Raw genomic sequence first — 21,234 nt, forward strand, 5'->3', positions numbered from 1 at the left:
TGCACTGTTTTCAGACAATCTGCTCCAATATGGATGGGTCCTTTATCTTCCTGTCTTCTGCCAGCAGCACGATCTTGGACATGATTTCCGCTGTCTTGGGGTCCTCATCCACAAACGGAAGGAAGAGCCTGCCCCTGGACTGGCTGTGGACCGGAAGGATGTTGAGCATGGCCCCGCCTGCCTGGTGGATCACGCCGCTGCCCAGATGGACCGTGTACTCTCCCCTGGCGCCTTTTATCATTGCATGGCTGTCCTTTAATGTAACATTGGAAATGCCAAAGAGAGGCAGGTTGAATTCCACGATTGCCCTGCGCATCTCTATGGTGGAATGGCTGGTTTCCGGGTCCACGCCGCCTGCATGGGCCACGCTGACCGCCAGGTCCACATCCCTCATGACCTCGCTGTATATAAGGTCCGGTACCTTGTCAATCTCAAGGGATTCAAAGGTTTTCCGGTCCGAGAACTCCACCCACTCCAGGGTGGGCGCTTCCACATCACTGGGCGAGAACCAGTCGGCCAGCGCGTATATCCTGGCTATGATGTCCTCTTTATAATAGACCTTCTGAAGCCCTTCCTCGTAATCCGCTATCCAGCGCCTTCCACGCAGCACAGCCACGGTCTTCTGAGGCTGGATCTGGTTGCCTGCAAACATCCTGGAGTATTTCTGCCCCTGTTCCTCAGGCAGTTTCACGTACAGTTCCCTGAATACCTGCTTAAAGGGCTGTCTGACGCAGTTGTCAAACAGATATTTCTGGTATCCATGCCATACTCCCTGGCGGTATAAATCCAGGGGATGGGCGATCCGCAGCAGGTCCGTTCCCTTCAGCGGCGTACGTGTCCCATCATAGGGCACCAGGCAGGGGCTTATATTCCCCGGCTGGCCCTGTGCCGCATGTTCCTGCATTTCCATGAATCCCAGCTTGCCACCGGACACAAACACAAGCGGCGCCAATATGGCCCTGACCACCGGGTTTGCATAAAGCATGGACACCTCATCCACGGTGAATAGGGTCTGGCTTTCCATGGATTCCTCCATCATTTTCCTGGTCCTGGAATACTGGTCCTTCAGCTTTTTGTGGACGGCCTTGAGTTCCATCACATATGCATCCTTACCCAGCCTGGAGGGGATGGATTTCAGGGCCTTGCCCGGGCCAGGTCCCGTGATGGCGGACTTACCTGTATCAGTTCCTGGCGCCGCGGCCTTGCGGCAAAGGATTTCACTCTTCCCGTCCTCCCTGATTTCCAGTTTCACCAGTACATCGTCCACCTGTCTCCATTCCATGTATTCCCTGAACTGTTCCATGAGCCGTGTTTCCATGTTAAGGGTCAGCCGGGTCACATCCTCAAATCCCGCGTTCACGCTTAAGTTGGTCAGGGCTGTCTCCACCGCCTTTGCCTCGCTGGCCCGTCTCTGCGCCCCGAACTGGCGGCTTTCCTTCAGGAACTGCTGGATATACTGGTAGCGGTCTACCATGTCCCGGTTCCCGTCTTCCCCAAAGGGAACAAGCCCCAGACTCATCAGCAGGTCCTTGTTGCGCCTGGCCCCTATCTCATTTTTCAGTTCCTCCACACCCACCCGTCCGGCAGCGGCGTCCGCGTACTTCCTGGCCCTGGAATGCTTCTGTCCGTCTGAAATATACTTGGCCGCATCATAAAGCAGGCTGAAATGCTCCTCTCCCAGCTGGCCGTAGGCTTCCCTGAACCAGTTGACATCGAATGCGCCGTTCTGGAGTTCCTCCGGGCTTAAGGGGGTGTATTTTGCAAAAATGGCCTTCTTCCTGTCATCGAAATTCTCATCCATATGGGCCATGAAATAATAGCATCCGCTTTTTAATCCCCTCCAGCCAAGATATCCTTCTATGATATCAATCCACTGGGGCGCGTACATGGCCACCTCCACCAGACGGCTTTCCTTGATTTCCGTTTCCTTCAGGAGCTGTCCCAGGGTCTCTGGCGTATCGTCTTCTGCCGGATAACAGGATTTTAAAAGCCCGCTGAGCACTTCCTTCTTGGTATATATCCGGCTGCCTCCATACCAGCCATAATAGGAATTCCGGTCCAGCGTGTCCTTTCCCAGGGCCATGAGGATACGGACCAGGTACCGTGCCCCGCAGATATAGGTGATTCCTCCCATGAACCTGGAATAACAGGTTTCGCTGTCCCCGCGGCGCAGCTCCACATCCACCATCTGAGGCACGATTTTGTCATAAAGCTCCTTGCAGAGACGGCCTTCTTGCGTGTGCTCCAGCATGTAGGCATTGCCCTTTTCCTGTATCTGGTTATAATATGCCTCGCCAAAGAACTGGATTGTGTTCCACCTGTTCCTCGTCATGGCGCATTCGCCGTGGACGAACTGGGTCAGCACCTGAAGGTTCCTGGTGGTATCCAGGTATTCGAATACTGCCTTTATCAGGATATCCATGGGAATCATGGACATGAGGTACGCCTTCATGAACCAGGACATGCCAATGGGTGTCATTGGCTCCCTGCGGTCTGTGAGGAACTGGCCGGTATCTGAGGTGTCACGGCATTTTAACTCAAAACCATATGCGGTTTCAAATGCCAGCCTGAATTCCTGGTCTGTCTGCCAGTACTTAAGGCCCTCAAAGTAACGGTCAAGGAGAGGCAGGCGGTTCATATAGCAGGAAGTGTCATACATATTATTGTTCCATCCCCTGTACTGGTATGTAACCTTCTTGTTCTTCTGGTTTACCACTGCAGACAGGGCCTGGATGACTGCCAGGCTCTCCTTAAACAGGCTGGCCCTGTCCAGATAATCCGTCCTGTAGTTCAGGCGTATGGACCTGACCTGGTCCATATATACCAGGGACAGGGGCTCCGGTTTAAACGGGGGCTTTCCCCAAACGGCGCGGTAGAATACGGCTCCTGCATCATACGCATGGCCCTGGATGAAAAGCAGGGCTTCCATCTCCATCAGGACCTCATGGCTTTTGATTTCATTTTCATAGAATTCCCTGAATTCCTTTGCCAGGGGGTAATTCTCCAGATGATAGGAATAGTCCTTTGCATCCTTTAAGAAATGGTATCCGTTCCCGAGAAGCTGTGCCTCGCCGCTCCTGTCAAGGTACTCATAGTCCCTATACTGTCCAACCAGGCTGTCCAGCTTCTTAAGGATGAGGATGACATCCTTTTCCTTAAGGGGAAGGCACTGTTCCAGTACCTGAGGGTCCGGGGTTCCCATAGGAAGCGCCGCGCTGGCGGCAGGGTCGTACAGACCATAGCCGTTTTCCCGGGATATATCTGCCTTGGTCCCTGCACTGCCTGTCAGTTCCTCTATGAGGATTTTTTCCTTGTCCGTGGGCGCTTTTATGGCAAGGGGCAGTTCCCTCACTTCCTGGTACAGTTTATCCTTATCCTTCATCCTGCTCAGGCGCATCATCATGTCCAGGGCGGCCGTGCGCTTTTCTTCCCTTTTGTCAGACAGAAGACGGGTCACCGAAGCCTTTAACCATGCATCGTCCTGTTCCATCAATAGGTCAATCAGCCTTCCCCTCAGCCCGCTGCGCTTATACCGCAGCATATCCTCCAGGATCATATAGTCCGCTTCCTCAAGCTTCAGTTTCATTACGATTGCATAGGCCCTTTGGGCTGTGTATTCTTCTGCATTGCCCACGTATCCCAGAAGGATCTCCCTCTGCTTCCGGTTCCCTGGTTCATACAGGAGAAGGTTGATGAGCTGGCTCCTGCAGGAATACCCGCCCTGGCTGGTGATTTCCCCTAAAAGGCCTGCCATGTATGTAATCTTCTCCTCGTCCTGCAGGATATACGCCAGAAGGGACAGCTGTCCAAGGACCATTCCCGGACTTAATTCCACCTTATACCACGGAAAGATGCAGGGGTCATAAACCAGTCCCTTCTTTGGCATCCTTTTATAAATATCCAGGAACACGGCATACAGTGCCCCTGCTTCTTCCCTGCTCCCATAAATATCATCCGGCACGGGTTTCCTGGGCGTCAGCAGCTCCCGCCCGTAAAAGGTCCGGTCCGTGAACATCCTGGATAAATCACTGTGAAACCTGCAGGTAAATGCAGGCATGAAGCAGGCAGCCAGTTCCAGGTCCTCCCCCTGTTCCAGGAGCACTTTTTTCGCCACCATGCTTTTATAATTGTCATCCTGCAGGGACTGGTTGTAATACGAAGCGGCCAGCTTCTGCGGTTTCGTGCCATGGTCAATGAGCGCCTTCATGGTATCCATGGCATCATATATTTCCCAGAACCCCTTTGCCCACAATGCCACGCTGATGGCAATGGAATCATTGGATTTAAGCTGTCCGTCGCAGAACCTGCTGTCCCTCAGACAGCTTCCCATAAGCCCCAGAAGCTTACCGCTTATGCGGTCCGCGCTGTTCTCGTCAAATATACCGATCCAGGTGGATACTGCCCGCTTAACAGAGGCAAAACGGATCAGGTCATTGTCCTCTATGACCTTCAGGAGAAGCAGGAATGCGGGGATGGTACCTTCATCCATGGACTCGCAGATGGCCTGGCGCAGGCCTTCCTGTAACCTTGCGGCCACTAAAAGGTCTGCCAGCAGCTTATGAAGCCCTTCGTTATCTGAGCGGAGGATTCCAAGTATCATCTGGCGGTCCAGGTAAGCCGTGTTATTATCGCTGAGGATCAGTTCCTTCAGGGTATCTATGACCTTCTGGTTCCCACGGTCGATTTCAGCTGCATATACCAGGTCAAATCCATTCATGAAACAGGACTCCGACTTTATGTAGTCCAGCATCTCCGGCTCCAGCTGTCTTAACATCAGACGGCTGATGTCCCCGCCGCAGTAGAAAATCCGTTCATATGTATTAAGAAGCCCAATGGCACGGCGCATCTGCGGCCCGTACCCCCGGGTACGCACCGTCCTGCGGCTATATCCCGTGGAATAGGGGAACCGGTTCAGTTTATCAATGATGTAGAGATAGGAATCCTGGTAATCCTTTGGCACAAACGCGTCCAGAATCCCTCCATGGGCCCTCTTTTGCAATATCAGCCCCTTCTTTTCAAACCACTGGCTGGGCTTTTTATCACCGGCAGCGTAATACTCACTTACTGCACTGTCAACCATCGGGATATTACCATTCCTGTATCCCCTGCTTAAGGACTTTATCTCCTCTGCCAGCTTCTTCTCATCCCCCTTAAGTTTCCCGGTCCTGGCATCCAGCTTGCTGTCCCTCAGCTCCGTAATCTTCCTTCTGGTGTTGTAATCATAATCAGCCATCTCACCACATCCTTCCCGCCAGCATGGTCAGCCTGACAAATGTAAGGCTGCTCCCTTCTGTCAGCAATATCTTCTCTTCCAGTTGTTCAAGCGCCCTGTCATCCAGGAAAATCCTGTATATACCGTCCTCAAAGGACTGGATTGCATGATCCACCGCCGATTCCAGGTCAGCCTTCCTGTCCCCGTAATTCACGCCAAAGCCCACCTTGCCGGAAGCTGCCTGGTCATTAATCTCATCGCTGGTCAGGCAGCGCAGCAGCTCCTTATCATCCATCCTCTGGTTATAGAGCGCTACACATGCAGTGGTCATGGCTTCTATCAGTTCCCTGACGTTCCCCGGATGTCCGGGAATCTCATATACGGCTTCCTGGACCTGGTGTTTGCTTTTTCCTATCTTTTTGATGTTGACCTTCAGCTTCACGGATATTCCTCCCCGATTTTTTCTTCTTCTGACCCACCGGATGATTCAGTGCATCAGCTTCAATCATACAGTCTATTCTACCATATAATCCCAGTCCATACCACTCCATTTGCGGCCCTCAGACAGGCTGGTCAGCTCCCGGCCACAGTTCCCGATTACAGCTTCCGGTTACAACTCCCGGTCACAGTTCCCTCCCATTGGTCTCAATTACCCTGCGGTACCAGTAAAAGCTGTCCTTTTTAATGCGCGCCAGGTCCTTTAAGTCATGTTCATCCCGGTTCACATACACAAAACCATACCGTTTCCGGAAGCCCTGATGGGAACTGAGCAGGTCCATAAAAGACCAGGGGGAATATCCGAACAGATCCACGCCGTCCCCAATGGCCTGGGAACATGCCTCAATATGCTGTCTGAGATAGTCTATCCTGTAGTAGTCGTGGACCTTGCCGTTTTCCGTGAGCACGTCCCCGGCCCCAAGACCATTTTCCGTGACAATGAGGGGAAGCCTGTATCTGCGGTAGTACAGATTGAGCACCGTCCTGAGCCCCATGGGGTCAATCTGCGCGCCGTATGCGCTGGTTTCCAGATATTCATTCTTAACATGCCGGAAATATCCATACTGGTCAAAATCCACCTCGTTGACTGGAAATGACCGTTCCCCAAGCACATGCCCCCCGGTTGCCGGAAGATATGAAACGCAAAGCGTCCTGTAATAGTTGACAGCAATATAATCCATCCGCGCGCCCATCAGTATCTCCCTGTCCCCAGCCCCCGTCTTTGGCACAATGCCCCGCTCCTCTAAATACCTCATATAATATCCCGGATATTCACCGTCATAGTACATGTCCAGACAATAATCCGTCTTGAACCAGTCATTCATCCTGGCAGCCCATACGTCCTCCGGCCGGTTGGTCAGGGGATAGGTGCAGGTGGAGGAAACCGCCGGGCCTATTCTTCCCCCGGGAACCAATTCATGGCACGCCTTTACGGCAAGGGCATGGGCCAGGAACATGTGATAATCCATCTGCGCCCTGAGGCGGTCGCACTCCCACGCATCCCCGGCCTTGATATTCATCCGTTCATCCACCCTGACCATCAGGTTCTGCTCATTGTGGACCTGCCAGTACGCCACCTTGTCCCCAAATTCACGGAATACGATTCCGGCATACCGCTCAAAGGCAGCCACACATTCCCTGGATTCCCAGCCATTGTACTTTTCCACCAGGGCATAGGGGAGGTCAAAGTGATACAGGGTCACAAAGGGTTGAATGCCCTGTTCCAAAAGACAGTCAATGACCTGATGGTAGAACCTGATTCCTTCCTGATTCACATCCCCGTCCCCATCCGGTATGATCCTGGCCCAGGACATGGAAAAACGGTACATCTTAAGCCCCAGTTCCTTCATCAGCCCGATATCCTCCCTCCAGCGGTGATAAAAATCACTGGCCGTCCTGGTGTCTGCCTGGATGCCGGAACGCCGGAAGGAATTGTAATCCGCCACGGTCATGCCTTTCTTCCCCTCATCCCATCCGCCCTCTATCTGGAATGCGGAGGAGGATGCGCCCCAGAGGAAATGTTCCGGGAATAGGGTTGGTCGTCTGACGGAACCTGCTGTTTCATCCGTGCCTTTTTTACTCATGGAATCCTCCTTTTCATTGTTCTCATCCTCTATTGTCTTCATCCTCCATCGTCCTCATCCTCTATTCTCCCCTTCATCCAATTCCTCAAACCCAAACACCCAGGTCAGCAATGCCGACCCAAAAAAGGAAATACTGATTCCCAGCAGATAAAAGAGGAAATTCCTCATTCCGAACGCCCCATAGGTTGCCAGCGTAAGCACGCCATTATTTGCAAATGCATCCCCATACACGCCGCCAATCCCCATGACCGCCCCTCCCGCCGCCCCGCAGATAACGGCGCATACCATGGGCTTCTTAAGCCGTAAGTTGCAGCCATAAATCGCAGGCTCCGTAATCCCGCACACCCCGGCGGTCAGGGAGGCGGAGGCGGCAATTGCTTTCAGGTTCCTGTCCTTTGTCCTCAGCATCACCCCCAGGGCAGCGCCGCCCTGGGAAAAGTTAGCCGCCCCTGCAAATGCCAGCAGGTTCTGCCGTCCAAACCGCGCCACATCATTAATCCCAATGGGGACCAGGGCGCGGTGGGCGCCGAATATGACGAACACACACCACATCCCGCCGATGAAAGCCCCGCATAGGGCCGGGCTTAAGGCCATCATGCCCGTATACACGTAATTGATTGCATTTCCAATGTAAATGCCCACCGGGCCAAATACCAGATAGACGGCAGGCACCATGACCAGCAGGGAAATGCCCGGCACCAGGATGATTTTCAATATCTCAGGAATGACCCTGGTCAGGAACCGTTCCACATAGGACAGTATGAATACCCCGATGATGATAGGGATGACCGAGGACGTATAGTTGGCCTTTGTAAGTGCGATGCCAAACATCCTGACCGCCGCCCCGCCCGTCATCAGTTCCAGTATGACCGGATAGCACATGGTGCCGCCCAATGCCATGGCAACGAATTCATTGCCATGAAATACCTTTGCGCTGGTATATGCAAGGATGATCGGCATGAAATAAAAGATTGCATCCGTGGCAGCCATCAGGATGATGTAAGTCTCATTCCCCGTAATGTCCACTCCGCGGCCGGAGGCAGTAATCCTGGCAATGGTCAGGAATCCTTTTAAGAGCCCGGAGGCTGCAATAGCAGGCACCATGGGGGTGAACATGGCGGATATGGATATCAGGATGCGGTTCCATACGGAGGTACCCTGCCTGGCGCCTGCCTGGATGTCCTTATTGGCGGCTGGTGTCTTTCCTGTCGATATCTTTCCCGCCGATGTTTTTCCTGCCGATATTTCTCCTGCTGACGCCCTTTCTGACGATGTCTTTCCCGCCTCCATCTGCCTGCATACCGCCTCATAGACATGTTCCACTTTTGTCCCAATCACCACCTGCATCTGTCCGCCCCGTTCCACCACGGAAACCACGCCCTCCACCTGTGCAAGCTTTTCTTTGTCTGCTTTCGTCCTGTCCGACAGTTCAAACCTAAGCCTGGTAAAGCAGTGTGTAAGATTCTCCACATTCCCGGGACCGCCTGCCAGGGTCAGGATGTCCCTGGCCACCGCATCATAATTCATATTTCCTGCTCCTTCCCGCTGCCTGCATTTCCCTGAAAACAGCACAAAAAAGCCGGGTTCATCTGCAGGCAGGACCATATAGGTTTAATATAGCATTTACCTGCGGATTTCATCCGGCTATTTTAGGGGTCTGCTGCCCTTCTCTGTTTTTTGTATTTACCATCCGTTGACTGCATAGAGAACTGCCAGGCGGAGCTGTCTCAGGAGTCCGTCAGACAAGGTTCCATATTCTTCGTCCATCCCTTTTTCATGGGCCATGTAGGGCGGGGAATCATTCCACGAACCCATGGCGCCGAACACATCCGCCCGGCTGGCAGCCTGGAAGAGGGGCAGATGGCTTTCCGGAATCTGAGGGAGGGGAATCTGTCCGGACCTATGTTCCGGAAGTGAAACCCCCTGCAGGTACGACAGGGATGTTTCGAATATATCCGCAAAATTACCGCAATCAATTTCTCGGGCAAACCGCCCTATCTTTTCCAGGATTGCTTTAAAATCCTCCGTGTTATCGCCAAAATGGAACTTCATCCCGGACAGGTCCTTACAGACCTGTTCCGCGTACCGGATATCCCAGCCCTTTTGCGCGGAATCGAACTCCCATCTTGGAAAGAAAAGGCTTACCTGGCTGTTCCCCCAAAAACAGACAAGGGCGCTCTGGGACGTGTTGGAAAATCCCAGCACATTCCGGTCCTTGACCTGGATGGGAAGCATCATCTTGATATCCCTCATGCCCTTCTTACAGCAGTGGACATACCACTCCTCCACCCCCTTGGCATTTACCTGCTTTGTGCCAAACAGCTTCTTTTCCGGCAGGAACTGGAATCCGATGCATTTTTCATATGGCACAGGCTCATATTGTATGGATGCGCCTGTCTTAAGCGCGTTTTTGGCTGCCGCTGTGATGTGGCAGATCTGATACATTTCCCCGTTCATGGAAATAATCCTCCTGATACTGATGGCTTACAGTCTGTTAAAACTGGTTTCATCATAGCACAGGTCCGGCTGGATTTCCACTATATACGGAGCAGGGCTGCCATAATACCTGACAGTATATTTTAATTTGCCCGGATGGAACAGGGATGGTATAATGAACTGGTAAATAATGTAATTCCTGACAAGTCAAAGGAGGACCGGGGATGAAAAAAATGACAGGTTTGAAACAGGGTATGCTCTATTTAATATGCGCGGCAGTCATCATAAGCAGTCCGTCCACCGTATCTGCCGGCAATGGACAGACTGATGTGGAAGATACCGGTGAGCAGCCGCCATCGCTTCGAAAAGAGATTCAGAAACTGAAAAAGGGAAACTGGGTTAACCTGACCACGCAGCAGAAGCTGGAGGATCTGGATATCCTGTATCAGACCCTGAAGGATAATTATCCTTATTTCCATGTCCTCAGGAGAATGCGGAATGTGGATCTGGAGGAAAAATACCGGACAGCAAGAAAAGAAATCAGCAGGGGCGGAACCGATATCGCCTTTTATCAGCAGCTGGATGCATTCATTAATACCAATGACCAGATTGGACATCTGATGCTGGACAATCCCTACTGGTATGAAGATTCCGCCAGTTCCTACAAAAGCCTTGCCAGGGATTATCCTGAAATGGAACGCATGCAGAAATTCTCCGCAGCATACAACAATGATAAATCCATGGAAAACTACGGGAAAATGAAGGCCATAACAAATCCTGCCTATAACAAAGTGATGGCATATTACGATGCCGCTGAAACAGCCCAGGATACAGGAACGGAATCAGCGGCGGATAATGTCCGGACACACATCGATAATGTCCAGACACGCATCATTCAAGAAGGCCGTATTGCCTACATAAAAATCGATTCCCTTCTACCCTCCAATGTCTACGGCGAGGATAAAAAACAGCTCTTTGATTTTTATGGAACCGTGAAGGATTATGATAACGTGATATTCGATTTCACGGATAATGGCGGCGGTTCCATGAATTATTTCAATGACCTGATTGTATCCCCCAATATTGATACCACCCTGAAATACAACGCGTATAAACTGATAAAAGCCGGGGAAAATAACGGGATTTTCCTGGATTTCAATGATTACCGCCCTATTTCGGAATTCCCCGGACTTCCCCTCATGAATCAGGATGACCTGTCCGATGTGGATCTGTTCCATGAAATAGAGTACACAACCGAACCTTTGGGGAAAGAAAAAATGCTGAAAGGAAAACTATGGCTGCTTGTAAGCGATACCGTCTTTTCCTCGTCCGAATACGCAGCCATGTTTTCCAAGGCAACCGGCTTCATGACGCTGGTGGGAACCAGGACAGGCGGGGAAGGAATCGGAAGCGACCCTCTGCCCATCATACTTCCAAACAGCGGTCTTATCGTTCAGTACGCAGCAGAGTACGGCGCTTTGCCCGATGGTTCCGGCAGCCAGGAGTATGGGACAATGCCTGATATCCTCTCTCCTGAGGGGGAGTCCGCGCTGGATACCTGTTTAAGGGTCATTGGACAGGATCACTAGCCATGATATGTGCTGATATGGCTCTGTCTGTATTGACACATGGACTACATCGTGTTATCATATATTTAGACTACACATTGTAGTTTTAACAGGAGGAAGGAACGAATGGTCCAACAGGTATCTGATGCTGAATTAGAACTGATGAAAATCATCTGGGCAAAGGGCGGCAGGGTCCTTTATGCCCAAATCATGGATGAGCTTGCAGCGGCTGGCAGCCGCTGGCAAAAGAACACGGTCATCACCCTGCTGTCCCGTCTGGTGGAAAAGGGGCTTTTAAAGACAAATAAGATAGGCCGCCGTAACGAATACGCCGCCCTGGTTACAGAGGCAGATTACCAGGCGCTGCAGACAGAAAAGCTGATTAAAAAATTCTACGAGGGCAATGCAAAGGGACTTGTATCAACATTAATCCAAAGGGATATGCTGACAGCTGAGGACTATGAGGAGTTGAGGCAATTCTGGGAGGAGGAGAACAAGAGCCGATGAATGGAATATGGAAAGTCATCCTGTCCATGTCGCTTTCCGGGACCTTACTGATTACCGCCCTGCTCCTCTTTAAACCCTTGTTCAGGAACCGGTTTGGCAGACGTTGGCAGTACTATATCTGGCTGGTGGTAATCAGCCGTCTGCTCCTGCCATTCACACCGCAAGAAAGCCTCATGAACACCTTATTCTTAAAGGCCGGGCAGGCAGGTATCCAGGCGGGGACAGCCTTAGTTGAGGAACAGATGACCGGGTTGATGCTGGCTGGAGGCGCTATGGGGGACGGTGCTGCCGGCAATGACAGTACGGACGGTGGCACTTTATGGAATGATATTGTGGAGAATAGGGCTGACGGTAATGGCTCCGCTGATAAGAGCGTTGTTCATAAGGGCGCTGTTCATAAGGGCTCCGCTGATAAGGGTGCTGTTGATAAGGGTGCTGTTGATAAGGGCGCCGCTGATAAGGGCGCTGTTGATAAGGGCGCTGTTGATAAGGGCGCTGTTGATAAGGGCGTTACAGGGCGTGAAAATGAAACCTCAAAATCCAGGACAGGCTTATCCCCCGCTGTCCTGACAGCAGGAAAGCTTCTATCCCATCTCTCCCAAAACCTCTGGCTTATCTGGCTCATGACAGCAATAATCCTGCTGACACGGAAGATTACAGCTTATCAGGACTTCAGGGATTACGTAAAAGCTGGCGGGGAAGCGGTTGCTGATACAAGGATATTAGACCGGATGGCAGTGATTGGCGGACAGGCCGGAATCAGGAAACCTGTGGAACTGTACATTAATCCTCTTGTTTCCTCCCCGCTTCTGATGGGCCTTTTCCATCCCTGTATCGTGCTCCCTGAGGCTGACATGCAGGAGACTGGATTTGACTGCATCCTGCTCCACGAACTGACCCACTTAAGACGGATGGATACCGTTTACAAATGGCTGGTCCAGTTTACAATCTGCCTGCATTGGTTCAATCCACTTGTGCATCTGATGGGCCGTGAAATCAGCCGGGCCTGTGAACTTGCCTGCGACGAGGCGGTCATCATGAAACTGGACAGGGAAAAGATACGGGTCTACGGTGATACACTGATCCATGCCACAGGCGCCGGAGGCATCTGTAAAGCGCCTCTCTCCTCCGTGACACTGATTGAAGGCAAGGAACTGTTAAAAGAAAGGTTGGGCGCAATTATGACATTTAAGAAAAAAACAAGGTTTGCCGCTGTCACTGCTTTTGCCATGACACTCTTATTATCAGCCGGCGCGATTACAACGGGAGCCTATGCTGCTTCCCATGCATCCATTAGCGGCAGCCAATCCATATCAGACCTTAGGGAATTCCTGAACCGAAGCCTGTATCACAATTTCCATGCTGCAACAACCGAGGATGAAAAAAATTATGAAATCAGCGGTACAATCTATCAGAACACCCATCCACGGAGCCTGGTCCGTTTTGAAAAGCTGCCGGATACCGGGCTTACGGTAAGCGGAAGCATAACCCCACTGGATGGGGAGATACGGCTGATGTACAGGGATGAGGATGGTACGCTGGTCACACTGGCCGATGAAACAGCAGGCGCCGGGGAGGCTGTTCCTGTTTCCTGCAGCATCAATGTTTCTGAAAAAGGTGAATTCTATTTTGAGTCTGATTCTGCCATCTGTGAATTTGACCTGTTATTCTCTAAATCAGATGGAACCGTATATTATCTTACGAATGAAAACCCAATTGGACTTACATATTAAGGGATATTGGAAATGATGCGCGTTTACAGTGTATCGATTCCAAGTAAATTCTTAGCCAGTATGCCAATAATAAACGAAATAACAGCAACTGACAAAGATATCAGGGCCATTTCCAGAAACCGTCTGAGGAATGGCTCTTCCTTTGCCACGGATATGTAATAGTTGAAAAACAGTATGATAAGCATGACGGTCACAATCATTACCGCAAATGCAGCAACATACATATGGGCCGGAAATAAGAGATAGGGAAGCACCAGCAGGGCCACGGTCACCAGATATGCCGCCCCTGTATAGGCACTGGACTTCAACGCCTCTGCATTCCCCTCTGCCCGCTCCGCCAGATAGTTGGAAGCCGCCATGGACAGGGTTGCGGAAATTCCCGTTATGATTCCGGTCATGGCTACCAGGCGCGTATTGGCAAGGGCAAAGGTAACGCCTGCAATGGCGCCCGTAAGTTCAACCAAGGCGTCATTCAGCCCCAAAACCATGGCGCCCACGTAGTGAAGGCGTTCCTCATCCAGCATATTGTATAGTATATTCTCATGGGACCGCTCCTCCTCCAGCATCCTGGCTGCCTGGGGCAGTTCATGGCACATCATTCCATACCGTTCCCGTCCCACCCGCTCATCCTTCTGCATCATCTTTACCACGAATGTGAATCCGAAGATAACGGTCAGTATCTTTAGGAACAGGATATGGCTTCTTTTAGGGACCACATCTTCCCCTGTGATTCCTTTCCATACAGCTGCGTGCGCCTTTTCATCCGAGGACATCTGGCTGAACACCTTCCTGTTTTTTTCATCCTTCTGTTTCCTCCCCAGATATCCATAAAGAATGGCCCCGGTCTCCTCGTCAATCTGCGCCTTGCGCACGGTTTCCTTCATTTCCGGACTTAATGTCATGTCTTTCATCCTATGTCCCCCCATTATCTTTCCTTTCACCGCCTTCTGATTTACCCTGGACTTCCCTCTGACAGGCCTTATAGTGTGTTTGAAAATTCATTCCCGCCATCTGCACACCCCACTCCATCTTCTCCTGACATTCACTGCATTCCCTGTCATGAAGGGAAATAATGCCTTTGCACCGCTTACACGTATATCTTTTCTTCTGCTCTTCCATGAAGGATTCAAGGCCATGGTCCTGAACATGCCTGCTGTTTTCCATAAGGCTTGCCTGGTATCGCCTGTTATAGCTTTTCTCAAGATTCCTGATCTGTCTGCACGGATATTCAGGGCATTGAAAACAGTAGGATAATCCTTTTCCTCTGACGCAGTCTTTTATGTCACAGGCCCTGCAGTGTTCCGGCTTTCCCAAGTCACTTTCCAGGCAGCCTGCGCATGGTTTCCTGTGGTAACAGTGCCTGTAACAGACCATGCAGTTCATTCCGCATGGAGCAAACATGACCGGGCGGATGCCTTCCTCAGGCATTTTCATAAGCCTCTTCCCTCCCCTCCATGGAAATCCTATGCCTCCTGCTGTACATCCCTCTTCCTGACGGTCGGGTAATTCTCAATGATATCCCTGTATCTGAAGCAGCCTTCCCCATGATCATTGATGACCCCGCAGGCCTGCAGATGGGAGTACACGGTGATTGAACCCATATACTTGAATCCCCGCTTCTTTAAATCCCTGCTCACCTCATCCGACAGCTTGTTGCTTGCCGGGATCCGGCCCTTCTGATGCCCCGCATACAGGATGGTCTTTCCCTTGGAAAAAGACCATATATACCGGCTGAAGGAGCCGTATTCCTCCCTGATTTCCCGGAAACGCCGGGCGTTATGGATGACGGCCTCCACTTTTCGCCTGGAACGGATCATTCCTTCCGCCACAAGGATACGCTCCACGTCCCTATCCCCGTAAGCAGCCACCTTATCATAGTCAAACCCGTCAAAACACTGACGGAAGATTTCCCGTTTCTGAATCATCATGTTCCAGTTCAGGCCGCACTGCATGACCTCCATCATGAGAAATTCAAATTGCCTGTAATCATCATGGAGGGGGATGCCCCACTCCTCATCGTGGTATCTGATCATTTTTTCATTGCAAAGGCACCATGGACAGCGTTCCATACAATCTTCCCCCTCTGGTTTATGGTTTATCTCCGGTCTGGTTTTATGTACACAACTACCTTTTCATTATATCGTCATACCTGCAATAATACAAGAAAACAGCGCATTAAAAGACAGCGGAAATGAAGGCAGGGAGCCTTCTTCCAATCAGCTCCCTGCCTCTGTTCTTTTTAACCATCTGAATCCATGACCGTCCACCTTTACAGCGGACGCCCGCAGTATTTCCCCGGTCATCATATCCTGGTACATGCCGTCTGTCTCATCAATCCAGGCAATCTTCCCATAGTCATGAAAATTAAAGATACCTACCAGCTTTCCCTGTTCCCGTTCCCGCACCAGGCACAGCACGGAATCATCCCAGGTTTCCCTGACAGAGAACCTGGCGTCCGCACCAAAAAGTTCCTCGCCCCTGCGCAGTTCCTCCAGCTGTTTTAGCCCGGAAAATATCCGTCCCTGCACGGAATTGCCGTCTTTTATGTATCCTGTCAGTTCCCACCGGAATTTTCCCCTGTGGATATAGCGGGAATCAGCGGCTTTCTCAGGATCCTCCTTGTACGTGTAGTCATTTACCTGCCCTATCTCATCCCCGCTGTAAAGGACAGGTATCCCGGACAGGAAGAAGAGGAATCCATGGAGGCACAGGATACGCCCGATTCCATGTTCCATGCCTTCATCGTCCATTTCAAAACCAGCCTTTTCCACTCCGCACATGGAGGCCGTTGTTCCGCAGAACCGCGCATCGCCTGTGACAGGATCTTCGTTGTACAGTTCGCCCCGGCTGAAGCTTTCCGGTATCTTTCCTGTGAAGAAGTCATTGAGGTATTTCTTATGTGGCACCTGCTTCATGCCCCAGGATTCCAGAAGCGGATAGTCCAGCCCCCAGCCAATATCGTCATGGCACCGGAGATAATTGAGGAAGGAACAGGTGTCCGGCAGCCTGCTGATGGTTTCCATCTGGCGTTTTAAAAGCCTGGCGTCCCTGGCGGCAACCGAATGCCACAGGGTGGCCATGGTGGTTACATTGTAAAGCATATGGCACTCAGGTTTTTCCACCGTGCCAAAGTACGGCGCCACCTTTTCCGGCTCCATGACCACTTCTCCCAGAAGCAGTACGCCGGGGCACACAATCTCGCCGATCATACGCATCATGCGCACAATGGTGTGGACCTGGGGAAGGTTCCTGCAGTCCGTTCCCAGTTCTTTCCAGATATATGGCACCGCATCTATCCGTATGACATCCATCCCGCAGTTGGCCAGGTACAGGAAATTATACATCATCTCGTTAAACACCACGGGATTCCTGTAATTCAGATCCCACTGATAGGGATAAAAGCTGGTCATCACGTAGCTGCCTGTTTCCGGAAGGTAGGTGAAGTTGCCCGGCGCCGTGGCGGGGAATACCTGGGGTACGGTCTGTTCATATTGCCTGGGAATGTCATAGGAGTCATAGAAAAAGTACCGTTCCCTGTACTCCTTTTCACCTGCCCTGGCCCGCTTTGCCCATTCATGTTCCTCGGACGTGTGGTTCATCACAAAATCCAGGCACAGGCTGATTCCCCGTTTATGGCACTCATCTGCCAGCGTCATCAAATCGTCCATGGTTCCAAGGTCATCCCTTACCTTCCTGAAATCCGACACCGCATATCCTCCGTCTGAACGGCCCCTGGGGGTGTCCAGCAAAGGCATCAGATGTAGATAATTGACATTACAGCCTTCTATGTAATCCAGCTTCTCCTTCACGCCTGTTAACGTGCCTGCAAACTGGTCCGTGTACATCATCATGCCAAGCATGCTGCTTTTCCTGAACCATCCCGGATTCTTCTCCCGCTCCATGTCCAGCCTTTTAAGGCTGTCCCTGCGCTCCAGACAGAACTGCTCCATTCCCCTGCACAGCCCTTCAAACATCTGCTGATTGTCGTAAAGCTCCATATAAAGCCATTTCAGTTCATCCAGATGGCGCTCCAGGCGTTTCTGGAAAGGGGGGATTTTTAATCCGGCTTTTCCTGCTATGGGTCTGTCTGCTGTATGCTTGTCTGCTGTGTTTTTATCTGCCGAATGCCGACCTGTTATGTTTTTATCTGCCGCATGTTGGCCTGCTATGTTTTTATCTGCCGCATGCCGGCCTGTTATGTTTTTATCTGCCGCATGCCGGCCTGTTATGCTTTTATCCGCCGCATGCCGGCCTGTTATGTTTTTATCCGCCGCATGACGGCCTGTTATGCTTTTATCCGCCGCATGACGGCCTGTTATGCTTTTATCCGCCACATGCTGTCCTGTTATGTTTTTATCTGTCACACATTTACCCGCTTCTGCCCTATACGCTCCATTTTTATCAGATTTATCAGCCATCTTCAATTCTCCTGTTCCCGCATTCCTGCCGTGCCTTATCCCGCCGTACCGGAATCACACCTTTACCAGATGCGCCTGCCATGACTGGTATTCATCGGTCATATAAGGTATCGGAAGCCCGGCGGACATAAGGGCCGCCCCCGGATATACGCGGCCCGTGGACCCTTCCCGGTAGCTCCACCCAGGTTCCAGTCCTTTCAGCCGTATGTACACAGGAAGCGGGTTGCCATGTGTCTCAAGGGTCACTGCATTCACCAGTGCCTCGCTTTTATCTTCCCTGACAAACATCCATGCCCCTGCCTGCATTTCCTTAAATGGATTGCCAAGCCTGTAGTAATCGCCGTTGTGGATTAAATCCTGATACCTGTGATAATCCTCAATCTGTTTCCTGATGCATTCCTTCTCATCCTGCGTCAGTACGCCCGGATCCAGTTCGTACCCAAAGCTGCCCGCCATGGCCACTACGCCCCGGGTTTCCAGGGAAACCTGCCTTCCGGTCTGGTGGTTGGGGCATGCGGATACATGGGAGCCAACGGATGATATGGGAAAACCAAAGGATGTGCCGTACTGGATACGGATGCGGTCAATGGCATCCGTGTTGTCGCTGCACCATATCTGGGGCGTATAGTAGAGCATACCTGCGTCAAACCGTCCGCCACCGCCGCTGCATCCTTCAATCAGCATATCCGGATACCGCTTTGTAAGACGTTCCAGGAAATCGTATAATCCCAGCACGTAGTGGTACATGACCTTTCCCGGGTTCACGGTCCTGGCGGCCCGGACGTTCCCGCCATCCTGTGTATTCCCACCATTTTGCAGGTTAGCGCCGTCCCGTTCCTGCACCGCAGAGTATACATCCGTGATGCTGCGGTTCATATCCCATTTCACATATTCAATATTGGCGCTGTCAAATACCCGGCAGATGCTGTCAAACACATAATCCACCACTTCCTTCCGGGAGAAATCCAGTACCAGCTGGCTCCGGCTCATCACCGGCTTCCTTCCGGGAATGGTAAACGCCCAGTCAGGATGGGCCCGGTATAGATTGCTGTCAAGGGATACCATTTCCGGTTCAATCCATATCCCGAACTTAAGTCCCAGGCCGTTCACCCGCTCCACCAGGCTGCCCAGGGTGCCGCCCAGCTTGCCTTCATTGACAGACCAGTCCCCAAGGCCCGACGTATCGCTGTCCCGTCTGCCAAACCAGCCGTCATCCAGCACCAGCAGCTCCACGCCCAGTTCCCCGGCCTGTCTGGCTGTCTCATATATGGTTTCCCCTGTAAAGTCAAAATAAGCCGCTTCCCAGCCGTTAATCAGCACCGGTCTGGGGGCCAGCTTGTATTTCCCCCTGCACAGGTTGCGGCGGATGGCTTTGTGGAAATGCTGCGACAGGGCGGACAGCCCGCTTCCGCTGTAACTCATGATGACCTCCGGCCCAAGGAAGGTATCCCCCGGATCCAGTCCATAGGAGAACATCTCGTCCTGAAGCCCCATCATCATCCTGGTCTGGCCAAACTGGTCCTTTTCCACCTCTGCCCTGAATGCTCCGCTGTAGACAAATGACATGCCGTAGCATTTCCCCGCATCCTCCGTGGCATCCCTTTCAGCCAGTATCACAAAGGGGCTGTACTGGTGGCTGGAGGTCCCGCGCCTGCTTCCGATCACATGGGCGCCATGGGATACCTCTGTCCTCTGCCAGTTCCGTTCCATGGCATGCCTGCCGTAAAACTGTATCCAGTCATAGTCCCCGTAAAGGAAATCCAGGCACGCGCTCTGCACCTTTTCAAGGGCCAGGGATCCATTTCCCATGTTCTCAATCTTTACAGCCCTGGTTATGATATCGTGGATTGGAAATACCCCGTATAATAATGTCACCATAAGCCCACTGGCCCTGTCCTCAAGGACGATTTCCAATGTTTCGCAATCCATTTCCGCGCCGCCGTCTGCAGGCTGCCCGGCCGCCGCCTTATCCGCGCCGCCCGTTTCCTCCTGGTACATGGCCGGAAGTCCCGGCAGACTGTATTTCCCCTGCTTTATGGCATGGCTGCGGTAGCGCAGGTCACAGCTCATGGAACCGTCCGCCTGCCTTACCTGCAAGGCCGTGCTCCTGTAATCCCCGGTACCAAGGACCGGATATTCCTGGGGGAGTACGTCCAGGGAATAGGTCCTGTCCCCGCCGGACTCATAGGGATTTCCTGAAAATCCCCTGTCCGCATAGGTGAGAAGGTATTCCATGGAGCCTTCTGAGCGGTCCCCGTAATAAAGATGCAGCAGGTACCCAAAGCGGTCCACCTTCATCTGATAGGTCGATTGTCTTGTGTGTATGGTGAATAGCTGTTGTTCTTCCTGGTAACGGATTGCCATTGTCTGTCTCCTTTTAAATGTTCTATTTTCCGCCTGTCATGGCAATGCCCTCAATGAACTGCTTCTGGAACACCAGGTACAGGATGACCATGGGTATCATGGCCAGCATGGAACCTGCCATCAGGACCGGATAGTTGGTGGTGAACTGCCCCCTCAGTGTGGAAAGGCCTGCCGACAGCGTCATCATGTTGATATCCGTGTTGGCAATCAGCGGCCACATCAGGTCGGCATAGGCAAACACTGCGGTGAAGATGGTCAGGGCTGCCATGGAAGCCTTGGTCAGGGGCATCATTACCCTTGTAAATGTCTGCCATTTGGTGCATCCGTCCAGGTAGGCGGCTTCACCCAGCTCATCGGGGATACCCATGTAAGCCTGGCGCAGGAAGAATGTTCCGAAGGCGCTGACCAGCCCCGGGAATACCAGTGCAAATATCGTGTTGGTCAGTCCCATCTTCGCCAGCATCTGATACTGGGGGATGATGAATATCTGTGATGGCAGCATCATCTGCATGATGACCAGTGAGAACAGCAGGTTCTTTCCCCTGAACTTAAGCTTGGCAAATGCAAACCCGGCTGCGGATGAGAATGCCACTGCGCAGATTACCCTGAAAAGAATCAGCAGGACGGTGTTGGTATACAGTTTTACGAAAGGGAGGGCAATCAATGCCCTGTTATAGTTTTCTGCAAGCCATTCCTTCGGAAGGATCGTGGGCGGTATCTGCACGCTTTCACCGGCTGATTTAAAGCTGGTAAGAAGCATCCACAAAAAAGGGAATATCATCAGCACGGCCCCTGCCCCCAGCACGGCATATACGAGTATGGTATTAATCTTACGGCTTTCTTGGTATGATTTCATGGAATCTCCTCCTTATTTATCTCCTGGGGCGTGTTTGAAAACCCATCCCCGCCATCTGC

Annotated in this window: 14 protein-coding genes and 1 pseudogene; 3 read left to right on the forward strand and 12 right to left on the reverse strand. The window is 51.8% G+C overall.

The window, feature by feature from the left end; all coding sequences use genetic code 11:
• Positions 1–10 precede the first annotated feature (10 nt).
• From MCJ35_RS12435 to MCJ35_RS12455, 5 genes are all read right to left on the reverse strand, one after another.
• Positions 11–5,233, reverse strand: coding sequence for a DUF4132 domain-containing protein (locus MCJ35_RS12435; protein ID WP_025486939.1), 5,223 nt, complete (start codon positions 5,231–5,233; stop codon positions 11–13).
• Between the two features lies 1 nt (position 5,234).
• Entirely contained in the window at positions 5,235–5,654 is a 420-nt protein-coding gene (locus MCJ35_RS12440) for a hypothetical protein (RefSeq protein ID WP_008716955.1), read from the reverse strand.
• Between the two features lie 181 nt (positions 5,655–5,835).
• The gene (locus MCJ35_RS12445) at positions 5,836–7,293 is read right to left on the reverse strand and encodes a glycoside hydrolase family 1 protein (RefSeq protein ID WP_240299792.1); all 1,458 of its coding nucleotides are present in this window, start codon (positions 7,291–7,293) and stop codon (positions 5,836–5,838) included.
• Between the two features lie 54 nt (positions 7,294–7,347).
• Positions 7,348–8,820 carry a PTS transporter subunit EIIC gene (locus tag MCJ35_RS12450; protein ID WP_240299503.1) on the reverse strand — a complete coding sequence of 491 codons (1,473 nt, stop codon included), beginning with the start codon at positions 8,818–8,820 and terminating at the stop codon, positions 7,348–7,350.
• A 156-nt stretch (positions 8,821–8,976) separates the two neighbouring features.
• Positions 8,977–9,750 (reverse strand): hypothetical protein, encoded by a 774-nt coding sequence (locus MCJ35_RS12455; RefSeq protein WP_025486938.1) that lies wholly within the window; start codon positions 9,748–9,750, stop codon positions 8,977–8,979.
• 203 nt (positions 9,751–9,953) lie between these two features.
• Between MCJ35_RS12455 and MCJ35_RS12460 the strand changes: the two genes are divergently transcribed.
• From MCJ35_RS12460 to MCJ35_RS12470, 3 genes are all read left to right on the forward strand, one after another.
• Positions 9,954–11,318, forward strand: a complete 1,365-nt coding sequence (locus tag MCJ35_RS12460) for a S41 family peptidase (protein WP_025486937.1) — start codon at positions 9,954–9,956, stop codon at positions 11,316–11,318.
• Positions 11,319–11,423: 105 nt separating this feature from the next.
• Positions 11,424–11,804 (forward strand): BlaI/MecI/CopY family transcriptional regulator, encoded by a 381-nt coding sequence (locus tag MCJ35_RS12465; protein WP_025486936.1) that lies wholly within the window; start codon positions 11,424–11,426, stop codon positions 11,802–11,804.
• On the forward strand, positions 11,801–13,537 hold the full coding sequence (locus MCJ35_RS12470) for a M56 family metallopeptidase (protein ID WP_240299504.1): 1,737 nt from the start codon (positions 11,801–11,803) through the stop codon (positions 13,535–13,537). Before MCJ35_RS12465 ends, MCJ35_RS12470 begins: the two co-directional genes overlap by 4 nt.
• Before the next feature lie 23 nt (positions 13,538–13,560).
• On the opposite strand, the gene MCJ35_RS12475 is transcribed toward MCJ35_RS12470, so the two are convergent.
• From MCJ35_RS12475 to MCJ35_RS12500, 7 genes and pseudogenes are all read right to left on the reverse strand, one after another.
• Positions 13,561–14,448: a VIT1/CCC1 transporter family protein gene (locus MCJ35_RS12475; RefSeq protein ID WP_025486933.1), complete on the reverse strand. Its 888-nt coding sequence runs from the start codon at positions 14,446–14,448 to the stop codon at positions 13,561–13,563.
• A 1-nt stretch (position 14,449) separates the two neighbouring features.
• A complete protein-coding gene (locus MCJ35_RS32070; RefSeq protein WP_329602232.1) occupies positions 14,450–14,566 on the reverse strand; it encodes a DUF6783 domain-containing protein in 117 nt (38 codons plus the stop codon).
• Positions 14,561–14,971, reverse strand: a pseudogene (locus MCJ35_RS12480) (DUF3795 domain-containing protein); the annotation flags it as partial. The pseudogene MCJ35_RS12480 and the gene MCJ35_RS32070, both read right to left, overlap by 6 nt.
• A gap of 29 nt (positions 14,972–15,000) precedes the next feature.
• A complete protein-coding gene (locus tag MCJ35_RS12485) occupies positions 15,001–15,606 on the reverse strand; it encodes a DNA-3-methyladenine glycosylase I (protein ID WP_025486931.1) in 606 nt (201 codons plus the stop codon).
• A 147-nt stretch (positions 15,607–15,753) separates the two neighbouring features.
• Complete coding sequence (locus tag MCJ35_RS12490; RefSeq protein ID WP_034578247.1) at positions 15,754–17,592, reverse strand: alpha-amylase family glycosyl hydrolase; 1,839 nt, start codon at positions 17,590–17,592, stop codon at positions 15,754–15,756.
• 417 nt (positions 17,593–18,009) lie between these two features.
• Entirely contained in the window at positions 18,010–20,319 is a 2,310-nt protein-coding gene (locus MCJ35_RS12495; protein ID WP_025486929.1) for an alpha-galactosidase, read from the reverse strand.
• A 22-nt stretch (positions 20,320–20,341) separates the two neighbouring features.
• Positions 20,342–21,175 carry a carbohydrate ABC transporter permease gene (locus MCJ35_RS12500; protein WP_008716975.1) on the reverse strand — a complete coding sequence of 278 codons (834 nt, stop codon included), beginning with the start codon at positions 21,173–21,175 and terminating at the stop codon, positions 20,342–20,344.
• Positions 21,176–21,234 lie beyond the last annotated feature (59 nt).

Origin of the sequence: Enterocloster sp. OA13 (assembly GCF_022440595.1) — a bacterium.
Lineage (GTDB): Bacteria > Bacillota > Clostridia > Lachnospirales > Lachnospiraceae > Enterocloster > Enterocloster hominis.